This window comes from Saccharomonospora sp. NPDC046836, assembly GCF_040645195.1.
GTDB lineage: Bacteria > Actinomycetota > Actinomycetes > Mycobacteriales > Pseudonocardiaceae > Prauserella_A.
Window position 1 is genome coordinate 469,873 of the sequence record NZ_JBEYXW010000001.1, and the last position, 17,147, is coordinate 487,019.

Sequence of the window (17,147 nt, forward strand, 5' to 3'; positions counted from 1 at the left end):
AGCAGCATCAAGGTTATGCGCCTCCGGCCCCCGTGACCGCGCGCGACGCTGTGACCTGCGTGATGACGCGTCCCCCGCGCACTTCCAGCACGAGGTCGGCATCGTGCGTCTCCTCCGGCCGGTGGGTGACGTGCACAACCGTGACGCCGGCGAGTGCCTCGCGCAGGTTCGTCAGTACCTGTCGGGCGGTGGCCTCATCCAGGTGCGCGGTCGGCTCGTCCAACAACACCAGATCTGCCTGCTGCACGGCCAGAAGCGCCCTGGCAAGCGCGAGCCGTTGAGCCTGACCGCCCGACAGCCCGCTACCCGCGCTGGCGAGCACCGTGTCCAGCGCGAGACTGGGAAGTCCCGCCGTGCGCAATGCGGCGGTGAGCTGCTCGTCGGTCGCATGCGGGTCGGCAAGGCGCAGGTTCTCGGCGACGGTGGTCGACACCAGCTGGGGCTCCTGCGGCGCCCAGGCGACCCGTCCGGGCAGTGTCACCTCGCCGCGTTCCGGGGTGAGGAACCCGAGCAGCGTCGCCAGCAGTGAGGATTTGCCCGCACCCGATGTCCCGATGACGGCGACCTTGCTCCCGGCTGGGATGTCGATGTCGACGCCGCGCAGCACGGGATGCGCACTCCCCGGCCAGCGCACGTCCACCCCGCGCAGGCTGATGTCCCCGGTTCCAGGAAGGTCCCGTTGCGGGCCGGGAACATCGCTTGCCTGCGACAGCGCGAGCCGTGCACGTGCCTGGCGCAGGGCGTCGGCATGCTGGGCAGCGGGCGGCAGGAGGGCGAGTACCTCGCCCAGCGCCAGCGGAACGAGCGCGAGCAGGGGTGCCAGCACCGGATCGAGCGAACCCGCAGCGACGGCCTGTGCGGCGAACCACGTGCTCAGCACCGCGGCCGCGCCAGTAGCGGCCGTGATCACGGCGTCGGCTGCGCCGCTACCCAGCGCCTGCCTGCGGGCGGCGGCGACCAGCCTGGCGTCGGTGTCGGCGAGAGCGGTGCGGCGGGTGCGATGGGCACCGAACGCGATCAGTTCCGCAGCGGCATCGAACAGCTCCAGCACCTGCGTGGACACTGCACGGCGTCCGGTCACCAACGCGGAGGTGGCCCGCCGCTCCACGCCCAGCGCGAGAAAAGGTGCGACCAGCCCGGCCACGAGCATGGCCGCCGCGAGCGCGAGGCCCGCCGCGGGAAGCACCACCGCCTGCGTCACGCAGGCGACGACCACGACGAGAAGCGCGACGAGCGGCGGCGTGACGACGCGTGGGAGGAGATCGCGCACGGTGTCGACATCGGCGACGAGCCGCCGCTGCCCCTCACCACGGCGCAGGGCGAGGGTGTGGGCCGGCCCGCGCCGGACGAGGTCTCGCCACAGCTGTTCGCGCAGCCGACCGGCGATGCGGAACGCGGCGTCGTGGGTCACCAGGCGTTCGACGTAGCGGAGCCCGGCCCTCGCCAGCCCGAATGCCCGCACTCCGACGACGGCCACGGTGAGGGTGAGGATCGGGGGCTGCTGGGACGCCCTGGCGATGAGCCAGCCGGAGGTGGCGGTGAGCGCGACACCGGCGACGAGTGCCAGTGCGCCGAGCGCTGTACCGGTGAGGAAGCGCCGGTCGAACAGTCGGCGCAGCGGCAGCGGGGTACCCGGTTTGTCCGTGGGCACGTCCTGGCTCTCCGCCTGTGCAACAACCTGCTCGTCGGCAGGCTCACTGCTCGAACGTTCGTGCGCCGCGATCACCACGGCCGCGCCCGCGCGTTCGGCCGCGTCCACGGCGTCGAGCACGCGGCGCGAGTTGCCGGCGTCGAGGTGGGCGGTCGGCTCGTCGAGTAGCAGCAACCACGCCCCGGCGCGCACCCGCAGCAGCGCCCTGGCAACTGCGACCCGCTGCCGCTGCCCGGTGGACAGCCGGGCAATTGGCTCAGCCACCAGTCCACTGAGCCCCAGCTCGGCGAGTACGGCGTCGATATCAGGTGAACCGGGCGCGGCGAGTTCGAGCTCATCGCGGACGGTCCCGCCGGCGAAGGCAGGCGACTGCGGCACCCACGCCACCGAGGCGCGCCATGCCGACATGTCGATATCATCGAGTGAGGTGCCGTCCACGGTCACCGATCTGGAGTCGGCTCTGGTGAAGCCGAGTAACACCGACAGCGTCGTGCTTTTGCCCGCACCGCTTGGTGAGCGCAGCCAGGCGGTGGAACCAGGTCGCACCGTGAACGACGTCCCATCGGGTGCGAACCTGCCGCGACGGTTGACACGCAGCTCGCTGACCCGGACCTCCCCGCGGCGAGGCGGCACCGTGCCGTCGGCGGAGGCCGGTTCTGCCAGCACGTCGGCGACCCTGCGGACGGCCTCGACGCCGTCCGCGCTGGCGTGAAAGGCGGCTCCGACCGCACGCAGCGGCTGGTAGCACTCCGGCGCGAGGATCAGCACTCCGAGCCCGATGGCCAGCGACAGGTCACCCGACACCAGGCGCACCCCGATGACGACGGCGACCAGTGCGACCGAGAGTGTGGCGGCGAGTTCCAGTACGAACGCCGACGAGAAGGCGACGCGCAGGGTCGACAGGGTGGTACGGCGGTGCCGGTCACTGACCCGGCGCACGGCGGCGGCCTGCGCTTCGGCCCGCCGGAACGCTGCGAGCACGGGTAGCGCGCGCACGAGTTCCAGCAGGTGTCCCGACATGCGCTCGACGGCCTGCGTCGCGGCGGACACCCGGTCGGCGGTGTACTTGCCGACGAGGATGGCGAACATCGGCAGTAGCGGCACGGTCAGCGCGATGAGCACGGCCGATGGCCAGTCGGCGAGTAACACGGCCGCACCGGCGCCGACCGGCACGACGGCGGCGGTGACCAGAGCGGGAAGGTAGTCGGTGAAGTAGGCGTCGAGCGCGTCGAGGCCCCTGGTGGTCAGTGCGGTGAGCTCGCCGGGGCCCTTACGGGCGATCCATTCCGGCCCGAGCCGCAACGCATGGTCGACGGCTTTCGCCCGCAACTCCTCCTTGGCGCCGGCAGCGGCGCGGGCGGCGACGACGCGGATCGCCCAGCTGATGAGCGCGCGGGCGACGACGGCACCGAGCAGTACCGCCAGCCGTACGGCGAGATCATCGGTGCGCCCTGCCACGATGTCGGCAAGCACCGAGGCAAGGAGGAATGCCTGCGCGACCAGCGCGGCGGCGTTCAACAGTGCGAGTACCCCGCAGAGGGCCAGCGCCCGGCGCGCTGCGGCCGAAAGGGCTGGCAGCGCGCCGAGCGGACCTTTTCCCGTCCGCAGCGTGTCCGTTGTGGACACATTGGCGGAAAGGGGTGTGCGGACGGGAAAGTTCATCGTGGGGCGTGCACCTTCGGGATGTGCTGGGTGCCGATGCGCTTGCGGAACACCCAGTAGGTCCAGCCCTGGTAGACGAGCACCGCGGGTGCGCCGAAGGCGGCGAGCCACGTGATGACCGTCAGCGTGTAGGGGCTGGATGCCGCTGTCTCAATGGTGAGCGAGTTGGCAGGGTCCCCTGTGGACGGTAGAACATCCGGGTAGAGGGCGCCGAAGAGCATGACGACAGCCGCGGCGATCACCACGCCGAGCGCGGCGAAGGCATACCCTTCACGGCCCCTGCTGAGCCGCCACCACGCGACCGCACCGGCAGCGGGTACGACGAGCAGCGGCAGCAATGTCCACTGTGTACCTTCGCGCCACTGGACAAGTAGCAGCAACAACAAAACCGGCACCAGCGCGGCGGGCAGGATGCGTAGCGCGAGGCCGCGTGCGCGCTCGCGAATCTCACCTTCTGTTTTCAGCGCGAGGAACGCCGCGCCGTGTACCAGTGCGAATCCGACGATCGCGAACGCCCCGAGGAGGGTGTCCCAGCGCACGGCCTCGAACGCGGAGCCGACGCGGTCGCCCTCGGCGTTGAGTGGCAGGCCGAGCACGGTGGTGGCGAGGATCAGTCCGATGCCGAGCGGCGGGATCCAGGAGCCGAGCACGATCACCCGGTCCCAGTTGCGCCGCCAGCGGGCCGAGTCCACCTTGCCGCGGTACTCGAAGGCAACGCCGCGCCCGATGAGCGCGAGCAGCACGACGAGCAACGGCAGGTAGGCACCGGAGAACAGCCCGGCATACCAGGCGGGGAAGGCGGCGAACATCGCGCCGCCGGCGACGATGAGCCACACCTCGTTGCCGTCCCACACCGGGCCGATCGTGTTGATCATGACGCGACGCTCGGTGTCGGTGCGGCCGAGGACGGGCAGGAGCATGCCGACGCCGAAGTCGAAGCCCTCGAGGAAGAGGTACCCGAGCCAGAACCCGGCGATGATGCAGAACCAGACGACTTCGAGGTCCATTACCACAGTCCCCCGACCGATGTTTCAGGTGAAACAAGATTTCCCCAGGCTGTGCACAACCCCCCGAGTTGTCCACAAATTACTGGCAGACCCCCGTGGATACCTTGTCGCTGGGTAGGCTGGTAGCGGGGCCGCCCCCCAGGGAGGGTGGGGGGTTGCCTACGTAACCCGAACATTGGTTTCCCGCCTTTCCTAGTAGGCGAACGCCAGCGCATCGTCGTCCGAGTCGTCCGAGTCGTCCGAGTCGTCCGAGTCGTCCGAGTCGTCCGAGTCGTCGCTGCTCCCGGGTTGCTTCGGCGGCATGACGGCGTCCACGCCGCCGCGGACGTACTTGGTCATCAGGAAGACCTCCACCACCCCGAGCACCGCATACAGCGCGGTCAGCGCGATCAGCGAGGTCCACACCTCGCCTGCCGACACGTTCGACACCGCCTGCGCGGTGAACATCCACACCCCGTCGACGCCGGACGGGTTCGGTACGACCACGAACGGCTGGCGGCCCATCTCGGTGAAGATCCACCCCGCGCTGTTGGCGATGAACGGCGTGGCGATGCCGAGTAGAGCCATTCGCGGGAACCATTTGCTCCCCGGAATCCGGCCACGCCTGGTGAGCCACAACGCCAGCACACCGGCGCCCGCCGACAGCGCCCCGAAACCGATCATGATCCGGAAGCCCCAGTACGTCACCGGCAGGTTCGGCACGTACTCGATGGGCTTACCAGCGAGCTCCCCGAGCGCCGGATCGTTCGGGTAGTACTCGCCGTAGCGCTCCTGGTACTGCGTCACGAGGTCCTCGATGCCCTTGACCTCGGTGGTGAAGTCACTGTGCGCCAAGAACGACAGCAGCGCGGGCACCGTGAAGGTCTTGACACTCTCGCAGTCCGCATTGGTCACATCACCGATCGCGAGAATCGAGAAGCTCGCGGGCTGCTCGGTGTGGCACAACGCCTCGGCGGCCGCCATCTTCATCGGCTGCTGCTCGAACATGAGCTTGCCCTGCACGTCGCCGGTGATCGCCAGCACCGCGAAGGCCGCCGCACCGACCCAGCTGCCCAGTTTCAACGACGACCGCCACACCTGACGGTGCTCGTCATCGCCCCCGCGCTTGCGCCACAGGTGCCAGGCCGCGATTCCGACCAGGAACGCGGCCGCCACCGAGAACGTGCCCGCGATCGTGTGCGGAATCGCGGCCAGTGCGGTGTTGTTCGTCAGCACAGCGAAGATCGACTTCATCGTCGGCTTACCGTCGACGAAGTCCACGCCAACCGGATGCTGCATCCACGAGTTGGCCGCCAGGATGAAATACGCCGACGCCACGGTTGCCAACGAGAACGCCCACGCGCAGGCCAGGTGGACCCGTTTCGGCAACCTGTCCCAGCCGAAGATCCACAGCCCCAGGAAGGTCGACTCCACAAAGAATGCGACCAGGCCTTCCATCGCCAGCGGCGCGCCGAACACATCGCCGACAAAACGGGAATAGGCGCTCCAGTTCATGCCGAACTGGAACTCCTGCACGATGCCCGTGACCACACCCATCGCGAAATTGACCAGCAGGAGCTTTCCCCAGAACTTGGTCATCTTCAGATAGCGCTCGTTGCCCGTGCGGACCCACGCCGTCTGCATCCCCGCAACCAGGATCGAAAGCCCGATCGTCAGGGGCACCATGAGGAAGTGGTAAACGGTCGTGATGCCGAACTGCCACCGCGCGAGTTCCAGGACCTCCACGTCCCCGACTCTTCTCCAGACCAGGGACGAACGGCAGGTCCCGTGGTCCTGATCTTCTCAGGACCTAGGTCCTGTGACCGGGGTAACCATCAATTACAGCATGTCGGGAATTGCTTTTCGGCACACCGAAGAAAACGATTCGAAATCCCTATCAGCCGCCAATTCTCACCCAGTCCCTTTATCGTCGAAGAGATAAAGGAGTGAGTCCGACTGATGTCTTCTGCATTGCTGGCGTTCCTCGCGACGTTCGCGCTGGTCATGGCCGTCGAGCTGCCTGACAAGACGCTCGTGGCGACGCTCGTGCTGACGACACGTTACCGGGCGCGGGCAGTGCTGGCGGGCGTTTCAGCGGCCTTCGCTGTGCAGTCGATCATCGCGGTGGGCTTCGGCAGTGTCCTGACCCTGCTCCCGGACCGCCTGGTCTCTCTCGTGGCCGGCCTGATGTTCAGTGCGGGTGCGGCGATGCTGCTCCGTGAGGGATTCCGGCAGGGGGCTGACGGGAGCGAGGACGCAGTCCGCTCGGGACCCGTACCCGTGACGTTCCGCCGCGCCGCGATGACCTCCTTCACAGTGCTCTTCGCCGCCGAGTGGGGAGACGCCTCGCAGCTGGCGACGGCTGCGCTGGCAGCGCGTTACGGCCAGCCGCTGGCCGTGGGCCTCGGCGCGTTCCTGGGTCTGGTGTGCGTGGCGGCGCTCGCCGTGTTCCTCGGCCGGAAGGTGCGCAGCAGGCTGCGTCCACGACTCATCCAGCGCGTTGCCGGATTCGTGTTCGCCGGGTTCGCGGCATTCGCCTTCGGCGCCGCATTGCTCGGCTGAGTTGCTACGACGGCAGCACGCCCGCCAGTGTCGCAGCGGCCTGGACCAGCCGGAGCCCGACGGTGGCGTTGTCGAGCGGTTCGAGTGACACGATGCCGATACTCGCGCGCAGGCCCGGCACTCCGCGTACGGGCGCGGCGACCCCGAACGTGCCAGGCTGCGGCTCCCCCGCGACCGCCGCCCAGCCCTTACCGCGAGCACGCAAGGCCAGCGCCCGGCCTGCCGCGCCGCGCGCGATCGAATGCCTGCTGCCGACCCGGTAAGCCACGTGCAGCGCGGTCGTCGATGGTTCCGCCACGGCGATCACATGCAGCTGATCACTCTCGGCCACCGACAGGTGCGCAGTCGAGCCAGTCGACTCGGCCAGTTCACGCAGCACCGGCCGCGCAGCGTCACGCAACTGCGGCAACATCTGCTCAGCCAGCCTCAGTACGCCGGCGCCGAGCCGGACCTTGCTGCCATCGCGCCACACCAGGCCCCGCGCGGCCAGCGGCACCAGTAGCCGGTACACCGCCGCACGGCTGATGCCCACGGCGGTGGCCAGCTCCGAGATCGTGGCCGCCTCACCGCCGGAGTCGGCCACCGCCTGCAGCAAAGCGAGCCCGCGGTCCAACGTCAGCGAGCTCTCCCTGGTCACAGCAAACCCAGACCCTGCAGGTCGGTGATCGGCTCGTCGAACGTCGCCGAGGCGTAGGAGGCGAACAGCGCGCGCACCGCCTTGGCGGCGTCGTCGGACAGTGCCCGCGCCTCCTCGGCGAGCGCCGCACCATCGGTGGCCGCCAGCGCCTCCCGCACGTCGCCACCCGAAAGGCAACGGCCCGATGCGACGAGCAGGTTCAAAAAGCCGTGGTGCTCAACACCGCTGTCCCCATCGGCGTGGCGCACCGCCCGGTGCAGGCTGTTGGTCGCCTTGAACGACGCTCCAGCCACATTGCTCACCACCGACAGGAAGTCGGCGACCTCGTCCACGCTGGGAAAGTTCTCCTTGGACAGCCCACCGCAGCGGATCTTCGGCCAGCTGCCGTGCTCGATCACCTTCCGCACACCGTCGAGCCAGCCCACCCCACGCCGTGGCTCCACCACGCGCACCACGTCCTCGGGCACGAACTCCGACACCCGCTCCAGCCACACCTCATCCACGTCGGACGGTGCCGGCATCTCCACCATCTTCAGCGCGAGCAGCTCGTGACGGGACTCGACGATGGAGATGGCCTTGGGCACTCCGCCGAGCCCGGTATCGATGATCAGCGACAGCGGCAACGGCTCCCGCGGCCGGATCTTGATCAGCTCGGTGATCAGTTCGGGCAGCCGCGACGCCTGGCACAGGAAAACACCGAGCACGCCAGCGTGCTCACCGGTGCGGATATCGAGGTGCGCCTTCAGCGCCTCGGGCATGGTGGCCTCGCCCGGAGGGAACAAAGCCGAGTCATCGACGAGGTGCGCGAACAGGGGAGGAATTCCACGGGGGCCGGGGGGCGTGAGTTCCACAGCGCTTGACACGACTCACACGCTAGTAGCGTCCGAAATGTGAACGAAAGTGACCGGGTGTCGAACGCTTGGCGAACGCCGTCAGTGCAGCGTGCGCGCCTGTAGCGCCAGCCGCATCCCCACGGCCACCAGCAGCATGCCCGTGACGGCGTCGAGCGCCCTGCGCACCCGCGGCACAGCGAGCAGCCTGCGCATCGCGCCCACCACGTTGGCCACGACAACGAACCACAGCCCGGTCAGCGTCACGGGGATGGCCGCCGTCAGCGCCGTGTCGGCAAGGGCCGGATCGGCTGGCACGAACTGTGGAACCAGTGCCACGAAGAACACCGCGCACTTGGGGTTGAGCACGTTGCAGAGCAACCCGTCGCGGAACGCGCGGCGTGCGCCGACGGGCTCCTCCTCCGGCTGTCCTGCCACTACCGGCTGCCCACCCCGGCGCGCGGCCAGCAGCGCCCTGCCGCCGAGGTAGAGCAGGTACGCCGCGCCCATGAGCTTGACAACGGTGAACGCCACCGCCGACGCAGCCAGCAGGCTCGCGGCACCCACGGCCGCCACGACCGACCACACCAGGATGCCGGCGGCGATGCCCAGCGCGGCGCCCATGCCGGCCCTGCGCCCCGCCACCGCCGAATGCCGGAGGACCACCGCGAAGTCCGGCCCCGGTGACATCGCCCCCAGTAGCACCACGCCGGCGAAGGGAAGGATCTGCGACGACGTCACCGCGTGAGCCTACCCGCTTCCCTTTGCCGTCCCGGTAGGTTAGCCTCACCTAAGTTGGAGGTGGAGTGGTGACCGAGACCAGACCCCGCCGGCCGCCGGCCCCGCAGCCTGCCGAGCGAGCCAAGACGATCGCCCTGCGAGGCGGCCCGGCGATCCTCATGCCTGCCGCCGACGGCAGGTCCGACCGAGACCAGCACGTCGTTCCGGCGCTGCACCACGTGCACGCCAGCGGCAGTGTCAGCGTGCTGTTGCCGGATGACGATCCCGTCGTCACCGCGGTCACGCACGGTGAGCTGGCGATGATGCTCGAGCTCGCCGATCATGCACCCGTCCAGCTACGGGAACCCGTCCGCGGGCTGCTCTGGATCACCGGCTGGCTCCGCCCGGTCGACGCCCGTACGGCGCGGGCCCGCGCCCTGTCCATCGCCGACACCCGGCCGGATCCGCGACTGCTCGACCTCGGCCACGGGCTGCGCATGGTGCAGCTGACCCCGGCATCACTGGTGCTCGCCGACTCCGAGGGCACCCATTCGCTCAGCGCACAGACGTTCCGCACCGCGACCGCCGACCCGTTCTGCGAGTACGAGCAGAAATGGCTGCGCCACCTGGAGAGCGCGCACTCCGACGTCGTCGATCAGCTCGTCCGGCACCTGCCGGAGGAGCTGCGCGGCGGGCGGGTCCGCCCGCTGAGCCTGGACCGTTACGGCCTGCGGCTGCGGGTGGAATGCCCCGCGGGCGACCACGATGTACGACTGGCGTTCTCCCGCGCGGTCGACACTCCGCCGCAGTTGGCTGTCGAGCTACGCAGACTGGTCGGCTGCCCCATGATGCGGCCCTGACCAGGAGTTTTCACGCGCTGAGGTACCGTGCCCTGGTGTCGATTGGCCGTGACTGGCTGAACCCGGCGGCGCCGGCAAAGCCCGCCGTACTGACCGAACCCGCACAGCGCCGCGCCCTGGTGTTCGAAGTCGTGCTGGTCTTCTCCATCACGCTCGGCCTTTCCGGCTTGCGCAGCCTGCTGTCCCTGCTGGACTCGCTGCTGCAACCGCAGCCGTTGAACGAGCAGCAGGTCGCGATCAACGTGTCGCAGGCGACGATCCAGGTGATCGACCTGCTCAAGCAGCTGCTGAGTGCGGTGCAGCTGCTGGGCTGGGGGGCGCTCGGGCTTTACCTACTGTGGCGCGGCGGCATCAAGCTGGCCGCGATCGGCCTGCCGAAACGGCTCACGGCACGAGACGCCCGCTGGGCGGTGGGCCTGACCGCGCTGATCGGCATCCCGGGCCTGGCGCTGTACTTCGCGGCCTGGCAGCTCGGCCTCAACCTCGCCGTGCAGCCCTCGACACTCGGGGAGACCTGGTGGCGGCCGATCACCCTCACCCTCGCCGCGTTCGGCAACGCCTTCGCCGAGGAAGTGCTCGTGGTCGGCTACCTGCTCACCCGGCTACGGCAGCTCGGACTGCGGGAGAACACGGGACTGCTCATGGCCGCCGTGCTGCGCGGTTCCTACCACCTCTACCAGGGCATTGGCGGGTTCGTCGGCAACGTCGTGATGGGCCTGGTCTTCGGCCGCGTGTGGCAGCGGACGAACCGGCTGTGGCCGTTGGTCGTAGCTCACACTCTGTTGGACGTGTTTGCGTTCGTCGGATACGCGCTCCTACGTGATCATGTTTCCTGGCTCCCGTGACGCGTGGTTGCGGAGTCGTTCGAACACATGTTCTAATGGGAGAGCCGGTTCGCAGGGGTGCATCCGCAGGGGGATGCAGTTGGCCGGCCCGACGACGAGGAGGGGCACATGGCGTGCAAGATCACTCACCGCCTGAACGACCAGCAGATCCGGTTCGCCAACCGGGACGCGGCGGAACGTTATGCCGAGATCATGGGCGGCGGGGTGGACAACTGGGTCTTCACCACCGTGCCGGCGGCTGAGCCACGTTGGACGGTAACGCAGGAGCTCGCACAGCAAACCCGCGTGGCACGCTGAACGAACCCGCATTCCGGCTAGACGCGCGATAGCTCACCGAGTCATTACGCTCGCGTCCGTGGAAGACACCATCACACCGGGCGTGGACACCGAGGTCGGTCCACTGCGTTCCGTCCTGCTGCACCGCCCCGGCGACGAGCTCAAAAGGCTCACGCCGCGCAACAACGACCAGTTGCTGTTCGACTCCATCCCCTGGGTCGATCGCGCACAGCAGGAACACGACGCCTTCGCGGCCGTGCTGAAGGAGCGCGGCGTCGAGGTGCTACTGCTCGCCGACCTGCTGCGCGAGACACTGGCCGACCCCCGGGCACATGTGGCAGGCGTGCACACGGCGGTGGACAGCAAGCGGCTCGGCTCCGATCTCGCCGACTCACTGCGCTCGCACCTGTCGGGCGTCGGCGCCGCGGCGCTGACGGAGCTGCTGATCTCGGGAATGACGTTCGAGGAACTGCCCGCCGCGGAGGGCGCCTCACTCGTGCGGAAGATGAACCATCCGCACGACTTCGCCGTCGACCCGCTGCCGAACCTGCTGTTCACGAGGGACTCGTCGGTGTGGATCGGTGACCGGGTCGCGATCTCGTCCCTCGCGATGCCGGCCCGGCATCGGGAAACCGCCCTGCTGGACATCATCTACGCCTACCACCCGCGTTTCCACAGCTCCATGCGCGCGTACGGAGCGCACTCCGCTCCCGTCGAGGGCGGCGATGTGCTGCTGCTCGCGCCCGGTGTCCTGGCCGTGGGGATTGGCGAGCGGACCACCGCGGCCGGTGCCGAGTCGCTGGCCCGGTCGGCGTTCGCCGACGGCATCGCACACACTTTGCTGGCGGTGCCGATCGTGCAGACCCGGGCCACGATGCACCTCGACACCGTCTGCACGATGATCGGCCCCGATGCGGTGGTGATGTATCCCCTGGCGCGCGACTCGCTGGCCGCCTACACGTTGCGGCCCGGTGATGACGGTGCACTGCGCGTTGACGGCCCAGCCCCCTTCCTCACCGCCGCGGCCGAGGCCATGGGCATCGACCGGCTGCACGTGATCGACACCGGGCTCGACCCGGTCACCGCGGAACGCGAGCAATGGGACGACGGCAACAACACGCTGGCGCTCGCACCTGGCGTGGTCGTGGGCTACGAGCGCAACGTGGAGACCAATGCCCGGCTCGAGGAAGCCGGCATCGAGGTGCTGCGCATCGCAGGCTCCGAGCTGGGCTCCGGCCGCGGAGGGCCACGGTGCATGTCCTGCCCCGTGGCACGAGAGCCCATTCCGAAAAATGAAAGCAAGGCTCACCTAAGAAATGCGAACAAATGAGGCAAGGCTAATCGAAATTAGCAAACCCTTTGCTTAGAAATTGTATGCGAATGGGTTGCACATCACCAGATCCAACTGGAGAACAGTGCAGAGAATCGCGTACCGTGAATGCATGCCCCCCACAAAGAAGCAACCGCGTTCGAAGTTCTACGAATTGCTGCAGGCGCAGATCCAGAACGAGTTCCACGCCTCCCAGCAGTACGTCGCGCTTGCCGTGTGGTTCGACAACGAGGACCTACCGCAGCTGGCCAAGTCTTTCTACGAGCAGGCCGTCGAGGAGCGCAACCACGCCATGGCGCTGGTTCAGTACATGTTGGACACCAACCACCACGTCGAGATTCCGGCCACCGGTGCGGTGCGCAACGACTTCTCCGGCGTTCGTGATCTCGTCGAGCTCGCGCTGGAGCAGGAAAAAGAGGTCGCGGCCGACATCAGGGCCATCGCCAGGGCGGCCCGCGACGAGGACGACTACACGGGCGAGCAGTTCGTGCAGTGGTTCCTCAAGGAGCAGGTCGAGGAAATCGCGAAGATGACCACGCTGCTCAACATCGTCGACCGCGCGCAGGGCAACCTGTTCGACATCGAACGCTTCGTGGAGCGGGAGTGGAACAGCGACGCCGCCGCGGACTCCGGTATGCCTCCGGTGGCGGGCGGCACGCTCTGACCCCGCGCACCACAACAACGAAACCCGGGCACTCCCCCTCTGGAGTGGCCCGGGTTTTCCTCGCTACGGCGTGGTCAGCACGCGATGCCGGTAGCGGACAGCTGTACTTCGGTGACCGTATCGTTGGTCACCGTGAAGTAGTAGCGAGCGCCCGTGCCCGTCGACGCGGAGTAGAAACCGTAATCCACGGGAGCGAAGTCTGCGTACGCCGAACTCAGGTGCTTGAGGCCGGTACCGGGGGTGACGCCCTCCGGGGTCCGCGCATTCCAGACCCGGAAGCGCACAATCCCGTTCGTACCCGAAATGGTGACTTCACCGATCCTGGCGCTGCCGGCGGACAGCGGATAGGTGACACACGACTGCGGCGCCGGTGGTCTGCCGTCGCCGTCGCCCGGGAGCATGCCCGTCGCGGCAGCATCCTGGTAGCTCATCCCGAGCATCAGCGAGCGGTAGCCGTGCGGTCCGAGCACCTCTGAGGCGACGCCCTGTCCCTCCGGAAAACCCGATTCCACCGTCGACTGCGGCGGCGACGACCAACTGGACTGCACGGACAGCTGCGGGGCCGCGGCCTGTGTCGTGTGCTCGGCGGTCGTGTCACGCAGGCCTTTCACCAATAGGCCACCGACGACCAGCACCAGCGCGGTGAGCACACCACCACCTGCGACGAGTGTGGCGCGACGGCGGCGACGCCGCCGTGCTCCGGCAACGATGACCTGCTCCGCACCGGCCCGGGTGCGCAGCTCGAGCCGGTCGTCCTCGAACAACCTGCGCAGCTGCGCACCAAGCGCGTCGTCGGGGTCGTCCCAGTCACTCATACCGGTTTCCTCCCCTCGACCTCCTCGTCGCCGCGGAGTCTGCCGCGCAGGGTGGCGATGGCCTTGCTGGCCTGGCTCTTCACAGTTCCGGCGGCCACCCCGAGCGACGCGGCGATCTCGGCTTCGGACAGTCCCTCGTAGTAACGCAGCACGATCACCGCTCGTTGCCTCGGCGGCAGGTCGCGCAGCGCCTGCCACAGTGGTTCGTGCTCGAACGGATCGATCTGGACCAGTGTCGGCGAATCCGGCAGCTCCGCCACCAGGTTCTCCCTGCGGTGCCGCCGCCACCTGCTGATGTGCGCGTTGGCCATCGAGCGGCGGACGTAGGCGAGCGGGTCACCGGTCTTCCGCAGCACCTGGGGCCAGCGCGAACCGATCTTCTCCAGAACGGTTTGCACGAGGTCCGCGGCGTCGTGCGGGTTACCGGTCAACGCATGGCCGTAGCGAAGCAACCTGGGCAGGTTGACCTCCACGAACTCGGCGAAGTCCGTGATTTCGCCCGGCACGGGCGGTCTCCCCTCTTGGCGCGTGATGCCCGCCCCGCCACGTTCCCGAACGATGGCGGGCACAAATGCGGTCACCTTAACGCCTCCCCTCGGCAGCCGACGTGATTGGCTGACGACTCCACGTCCGGCGGCGCTGAGGTGTTGCCGAGCGTGACGTCAGCCACCCAGCGCGGTGAGCTCCGCAGGCAGCCGGAAGGAGCCGTCCGGCTCGGGTGGGAAGCGATGCACGGCGACAACAGCCGTTGCCGGGATCGGACCGTAGACGTGCGGAAACCACGGCGCACCTGGCTCCGGCGGCACCGCGGGCTCCCAACGCACCGGCACGCCGAGGCGGGCCGGGTCGACGCACAGGAGCAGCAGATCGGTGCGGCCGCGGAACAACCGGGTGGCCGGGAGGTGGACGGTGCCGAAGTCGGAACAGTGCACGAACCCGGCCTCCGCCAGTGACGCTGGCCGGTACAGACCTCCGTCCGGCACCGCTGCCCAGTCGGCGGCCGGGCAGATGTGCAGGAGCATCAGCGCAGGGTCAACTGGCGACCGATGAGGCCGTCACGCGAGCGCCGTTCGGCGGCATTGAGCGGCTCGGCGTCGAGCGAGGAGAGCGCGGTCCGCAGCCGGTCGCCGAGCGCCTCCGCGGGCTCGCTCCACTCCCTGGCATGCGCTTCCGGATCGAGGTCCCACACCGGCACCAGCAGGCCGTGTGCCCGGAACGAACCGGCGTAGCGGGAGCCCTCGCCGAGCGACAACTCACCGGCGGCCGAAAGCCGCGCAAGCGCTTGCAGCAGGCGGTTCTCATCGGCAGGCCACACCCAGCGCAGGTGCGCCTTCTCCCCCGCGAGCACCCAGTAGGCACCGGTGCTGAGCCGCTCGGTCGGCATGATCGCGGCATTGGCCCGCTCGAGCGAGATCGCCACCTCACCGCTGGCTTCGGTGTCCTCGGGAAGCCACCACGAGAAGTTCTCGTGCAACGCGACGTCCAGCTCGGCATCGGCGACCAGCAGGTCCTGCAGCCGCTCGCCCTCAGCGGGCTCGCTCGTGGTGTCGGGTACCGACAGCACGTCGCCCGGCTTGGCTTCCAGCGCCCAGCGCAGTGACCTGCCGAGGTCCCGGCTGATGTCGGAGGACCGCGTCTGCACCTGCATGCCGACGAACACCTCGCCGTCGGAACGGACGAACGCCGCCGCGGCCATCGGCAGGACGGTGCCGACGGTGACCGTGCGATCGGTTTCGCCGGCCAGGGACAGCCGCGCGGTGGCCGACGGCACGAACTCGCGCATGGCGATCAGCTCCGGCTCCGCGACGAGGCCCTCGAACGGCCGCGCGACGAAAACGTCCCTGACCTTCGGCTTCTTGTCCTTCTTCGGGCCCTTCTTCCGCGCGCCCTTGCCCACGTTCTCGCCTCCCGCGGTGCCGTTTCGCGAAACGCTACTCGACTCGCACACAGGTTACGGCCGGCGGGTCTGTGTCCAGATGGTGTCCGCGGCGCGACCCCGGCGGCTACTCTCGCCCGGTGTTCGCACCTGACGATCCCGCGTTCATCGCTGACCCCTATCCGGCGTTCGCGAAGCTCCAGGCGCTCGGCGAGATCCACAGGCACAACGGACTCGGGTTGTCGATCGCGGTGTCGCATGCGGCGGCCTCGGCGGTGCTGCGGCACCGTTCGCTGGGCCGCCTCTGGACCGACGCGACGCCCCTCGAACAGTTCGCGTCGTTCAACATGCTCCACCGCAAGTCGTTGCTGGAGAACGAGCCGCCCGCGCACACCCGGCTGCGGAAGCTGGTGTCCTCGGCCTTCGCGCGCGGCCACGTCGAACGGCTGCGCCCCACCGTCGAAACGCTCGCCACGCGCATGGTCGGCGGTCTCGCCGACGAGATAGCCGCGAACGGTACGGCGGACCTGTTGGAGCACGTGGCGCAACCGCTGCCGGTGGCGGTGATCGCGGAGCTGCTCGGCGTGCCCGCGGCCGACGGTCCGCAGCTGGTGGCCTGGAGCAATGCCATCGTGAAGATGTACGAATTCGGTCTGCCCGCGCAACGGCGGCGGGAGGCGGAGGAGGCCGCGGCGGCATTCGCCGGCTACCTGCGTGCGCTGGCCGCCGATCGAGTCACCAGGCCCGGCGACGACCTGCTCAGTCACCTGGTGAGCAGTGACCTGACCGGCGACGAGGTGGTCGCCACCGCGGTGTTGCTGCTCATGGCCGGGCACGAGGCGACCGTCAACGTGATCGGCAACGGTATGTTCGCGCTGCTCACCCACCGCGCGCAGTGGCTGCGGCTGGTCGCCGACCCGAGCCTGCTCGACTCGGCGACCGAGGAGCTCATCCGGTTCGACTCGCCGTTGCAGCTGTTCGAACGCACAGCCACAACCGAAGTCGAGATCGCCGGGCACCGGATCGAGAAGGGCGAGAAGATCGCCGCATTGCTCGGCGCCGCCGCGCGGGACCCGGAGGTGTTCGCCGACCCGGACACCTTCGACATCGGCCGCAGCCCCAACCCGCACCTCGGCTTCGGCGGCGGGATCCACTACTGCCTCGGCGCCCCGCTCGCGCGGATCGAGATCGCTGCCGCGATCGGCACGCTGGCCCAGCGGCTCCCCGGTCTGCGGCTGGCCGGAACACCGCAGCGGCGCCCGGAGTTCGTCATTCGCGGGCTGCGGGCGCTGCCGGTGACGCTGGGGTAGGCCGGAGCGGGCAACTCGCGCACCCGAGCGGGCAACTCGCGCACCCGAGCGGGCAACTCGCGCACCCGAGCGGGCAACTCGCGCACCCGAGCGGGCAACTCGCGCACCCGAGCGGGCAACTCG

The 17,147-nt window shown here is 68.9% G+C and carries 17 protein-coding genes; 7 read left to right on the plus strand and 10 right to left on the minus strand.

Going from position 1 to position 17,147, the window contains the following annotated elements; genetic code table 11:
* Positions 1–13: 13 nt before the first annotated feature.
* From cydD to ABZ863_RS02390, 3 genes are all read right to left on the minus strand, one after another.
* Positions 14–3,313: a thiol reductant ABC exporter subunit CydD gene (cydD, locus tag ABZ863_RS02380; protein ID WP_358530035.1), complete on the minus strand. Its 3,300-nt coding sequence runs from the start codon at positions 3,311–3,313 to the stop codon at positions 14–16.
* On the minus strand, positions 3,310–4,320 hold the full coding sequence (gene cydB, locus ABZ863_RS02385; protein ID WP_358530038.1) for a cytochrome d ubiquinol oxidase subunit II: 1,011 nt from the start codon (positions 4,318–4,320) through the stop codon (positions 3,310–3,312). The genes cydD and cydB overlap by 4 nt, the downstream gene beginning before the upstream one ends.
* A 192-nt stretch (positions 4,321–4,512) precedes the next feature.
* Positions 4,513–6,045 carry a cytochrome ubiquinol oxidase subunit I gene (locus tag ABZ863_RS02390; protein ID WP_358530041.1) on the minus strand — a complete coding sequence of 511 codons (1,533 nt, stop codon included), beginning with the start codon at positions 6,043–6,045 and terminating at the stop codon, positions 4,513–4,515.
* Positions 6,046–6,258: 213 nt separating this feature from the next.
* Here ABZ863_RS02390 and ABZ863_RS02395 point away from each other — a divergent pair, with 213 nt between their 5' ends.
* The gene (locus ABZ863_RS02395; RefSeq protein WP_358530044.1) at positions 6,259–6,861 is read left to right on the plus strand and encodes a TMEM165/GDT1 family protein; all 603 of its coding nucleotides are present in this window, start codon (positions 6,259–6,261) and stop codon (positions 6,859–6,861) included.
* Positions 6,862–6,865: 4 nt separating this feature from the next.
* Here the strand turns inward: ABZ863_RS02395 and ABZ863_RS02400 are convergent, their stop codons facing one another.
* The 3 genes from ABZ863_RS02400 to ABZ863_RS02410 all read right to left on the minus strand — a co-directional run bounded on the left by ABZ863_RS02400 (position 6,866) and on the right by ABZ863_RS02410 (position 9,069).
* Positions 6,866–7,498, minus strand: a complete 633-nt coding sequence (locus ABZ863_RS02400) for a helix-turn-helix domain-containing protein (RefSeq protein ID WP_358530047.1) — start codon at positions 7,496–7,498, stop codon at positions 6,866–6,868.
* A complete protein-coding gene (locus tag ABZ863_RS02405; RefSeq protein WP_358530492.1) occupies positions 7,495–8,349 on the minus strand; it encodes a hypothetical protein in 855 nt (284 codons plus the stop codon). The genes ABZ863_RS02400 and ABZ863_RS02405 overlap by 4 nt, the downstream gene beginning before the upstream one ends.
* An 81-nt stretch (positions 8,350–8,430) precedes the next feature.
* Positions 8,431–9,069: a LysE family translocator gene (locus ABZ863_RS02410; protein ID WP_358530050.1), complete on the minus strand. Its 639-nt coding sequence runs from the start codon at positions 9,067–9,069 to the stop codon at positions 8,431–8,433.
* Positions 9,070–9,137: 68 nt separating this feature from the next.
* Here ABZ863_RS02410 and ABZ863_RS02415 point away from each other — a divergent pair, with 68 nt between their 5' ends.
* The 5 genes from ABZ863_RS02415 (at position 9,138) to ABZ863_RS02435 (ending at position 13,023) form a co-directional block, all read left to right on the plus strand.
* Entirely contained in the window at positions 9,138–9,908 is a 771-nt protein-coding gene (locus ABZ863_RS02415) for a DUF2470 domain-containing protein (protein ID WP_358530053.1), read from the plus strand.
* A gap of 35 nt (positions 9,909–9,943) precedes the next feature.
* Positions 9,944–10,753: a type II CAAX endopeptidase family protein gene (locus tag ABZ863_RS02420; protein WP_358530056.1), complete on the plus strand. Its 810-nt coding sequence runs from the start codon at positions 9,944–9,946 to the stop codon at positions 10,751–10,753.
* Positions 10,754–10,861: 108 nt separating this feature from the next.
* A complete protein-coding gene (locus tag ABZ863_RS02425) occupies positions 10,862–11,050 on the plus strand; it encodes a hypothetical protein (RefSeq protein WP_358530059.1) in 189 nt (62 codons plus the stop codon).
* A gap of 82 nt (positions 11,051–11,132) precedes the next feature.
* Positions 11,133–12,359: an arginine deiminase gene (locus ABZ863_RS02430; RefSeq protein ID WP_358530495.1), complete on the plus strand. Its 1,227-nt coding sequence runs from the start codon at positions 11,133–11,135 to the stop codon at positions 12,357–12,359.
* Positions 12,360–12,471: 112 nt separating this feature from the next.
* Positions 12,472–13,023, plus strand: a complete 552-nt coding sequence (locus ABZ863_RS02435; RefSeq protein WP_358530061.1) for a ferritin — start codon at positions 12,472–12,474, stop codon at positions 13,021–13,023.
* A gap of 74 nt (positions 13,024–13,097) precedes the next feature.
* Here the strand turns inward: ABZ863_RS02435 and ABZ863_RS02440 are convergent, their stop codons facing one another.
* The 4 genes from ABZ863_RS02440 to ABZ863_RS02455 form a co-directional block, all read right to left on the minus strand.
* Positions 13,098–13,838 (minus strand): hypothetical protein, encoded by a 741-nt coding sequence (locus tag ABZ863_RS02440; protein WP_358530064.1) that lies wholly within the window; start codon positions 13,836–13,838, stop codon positions 13,098–13,100.
* Entirely contained in the window at positions 13,835–14,344 is a 510-nt protein-coding gene (locus ABZ863_RS02445) for a SigE family RNA polymerase sigma factor (protein ID WP_358530066.1), read from the minus strand. The genes ABZ863_RS02440 and ABZ863_RS02445 overlap by 4 nt, the downstream gene beginning before the upstream one ends.
* A gap of 156 nt (positions 14,345–14,500) precedes the next feature.
* Positions 14,501–14,860 carry a DUF952 domain-containing protein gene (locus ABZ863_RS02450; protein ID WP_358530068.1) on the minus strand — a complete coding sequence of 120 codons (360 nt, stop codon included), beginning with the start codon at positions 14,858–14,860 and terminating at the stop codon, positions 14,501–14,503.
* Positions 14,860–15,735 (minus strand): DUF5926 family protein, encoded by an 876-nt coding sequence (locus ABZ863_RS02455; protein ID WP_358530071.1) that lies wholly within the window; start codon positions 15,733–15,735, stop codon positions 14,860–14,862. Before ABZ863_RS02455 ends, ABZ863_RS02450 begins: the two co-directional genes overlap by 1 nt.
* Before the next feature lie 119 nt (positions 15,736–15,854).
* On the opposite strand from ABZ863_RS02455, the gene ABZ863_RS02460 reads away from it, so the two are divergent.
* Positions 15,855–17,024: a cytochrome P450 gene (locus ABZ863_RS02460; protein WP_358530074.1), complete on the plus strand. Its 1,170-nt coding sequence runs from the start codon at positions 15,855–15,857 to the stop codon at positions 17,022–17,024.
* Positions 17,025–17,147 lie beyond the last annotated feature (123 nt).

Excerpts from the sequence above, each read along its gene's own strand:
- ABZ863_RS02440 (WP_358530064.1), bottom strand. The coding sequence starts at position 13,838 with ATGAGTGACTGGGACGACCCCGACGACGCGCTTGGTGCGCAGCTGCGC.
- cydD (WP_358530035.1), bottom strand. The coding sequence starts at position 3,313 with ATGAACTTTCCCGTCCGCACACCCCTTTCCGCCAATGTGTCCACAACG.
- cydB (WP_358530038.1), bottom strand. The coding sequence starts at position 4,320 with ATGGACCTCGAAGTCGTCTGGTTCTGCATCATCGCCGGGTTCTGGCTC.
- ABZ863_RS02450 (WP_358530068.1), bottom strand. The coding sequence starts at position 14,860 with ATGCTCCTGCACATCTGCCCGGCCGCCGACTGGGCAGCGGTGCCGGAC.
- ABZ863_RS02395 (WP_358530044.1), top strand. The coding sequence starts at position 6,259 with ATGTCTTCTGCATTGCTGGCGTTCCTCGCGACGTTCGCGCTGGTCATG.
- ABZ863_RS02425 (WP_358530059.1), top strand. The coding sequence starts at position 10,862 with ATGGCGTGCAAGATCACTCACCGCCTGAACGACCAGCAGATCCGGTTC.
- ABZ863_RS02435 (WP_358530061.1), top strand. The coding sequence starts at position 12,472 with ATGCCCCCCACAAAGAAGCAACCGCGTTCGAAGTTCTACGAATTGCTG.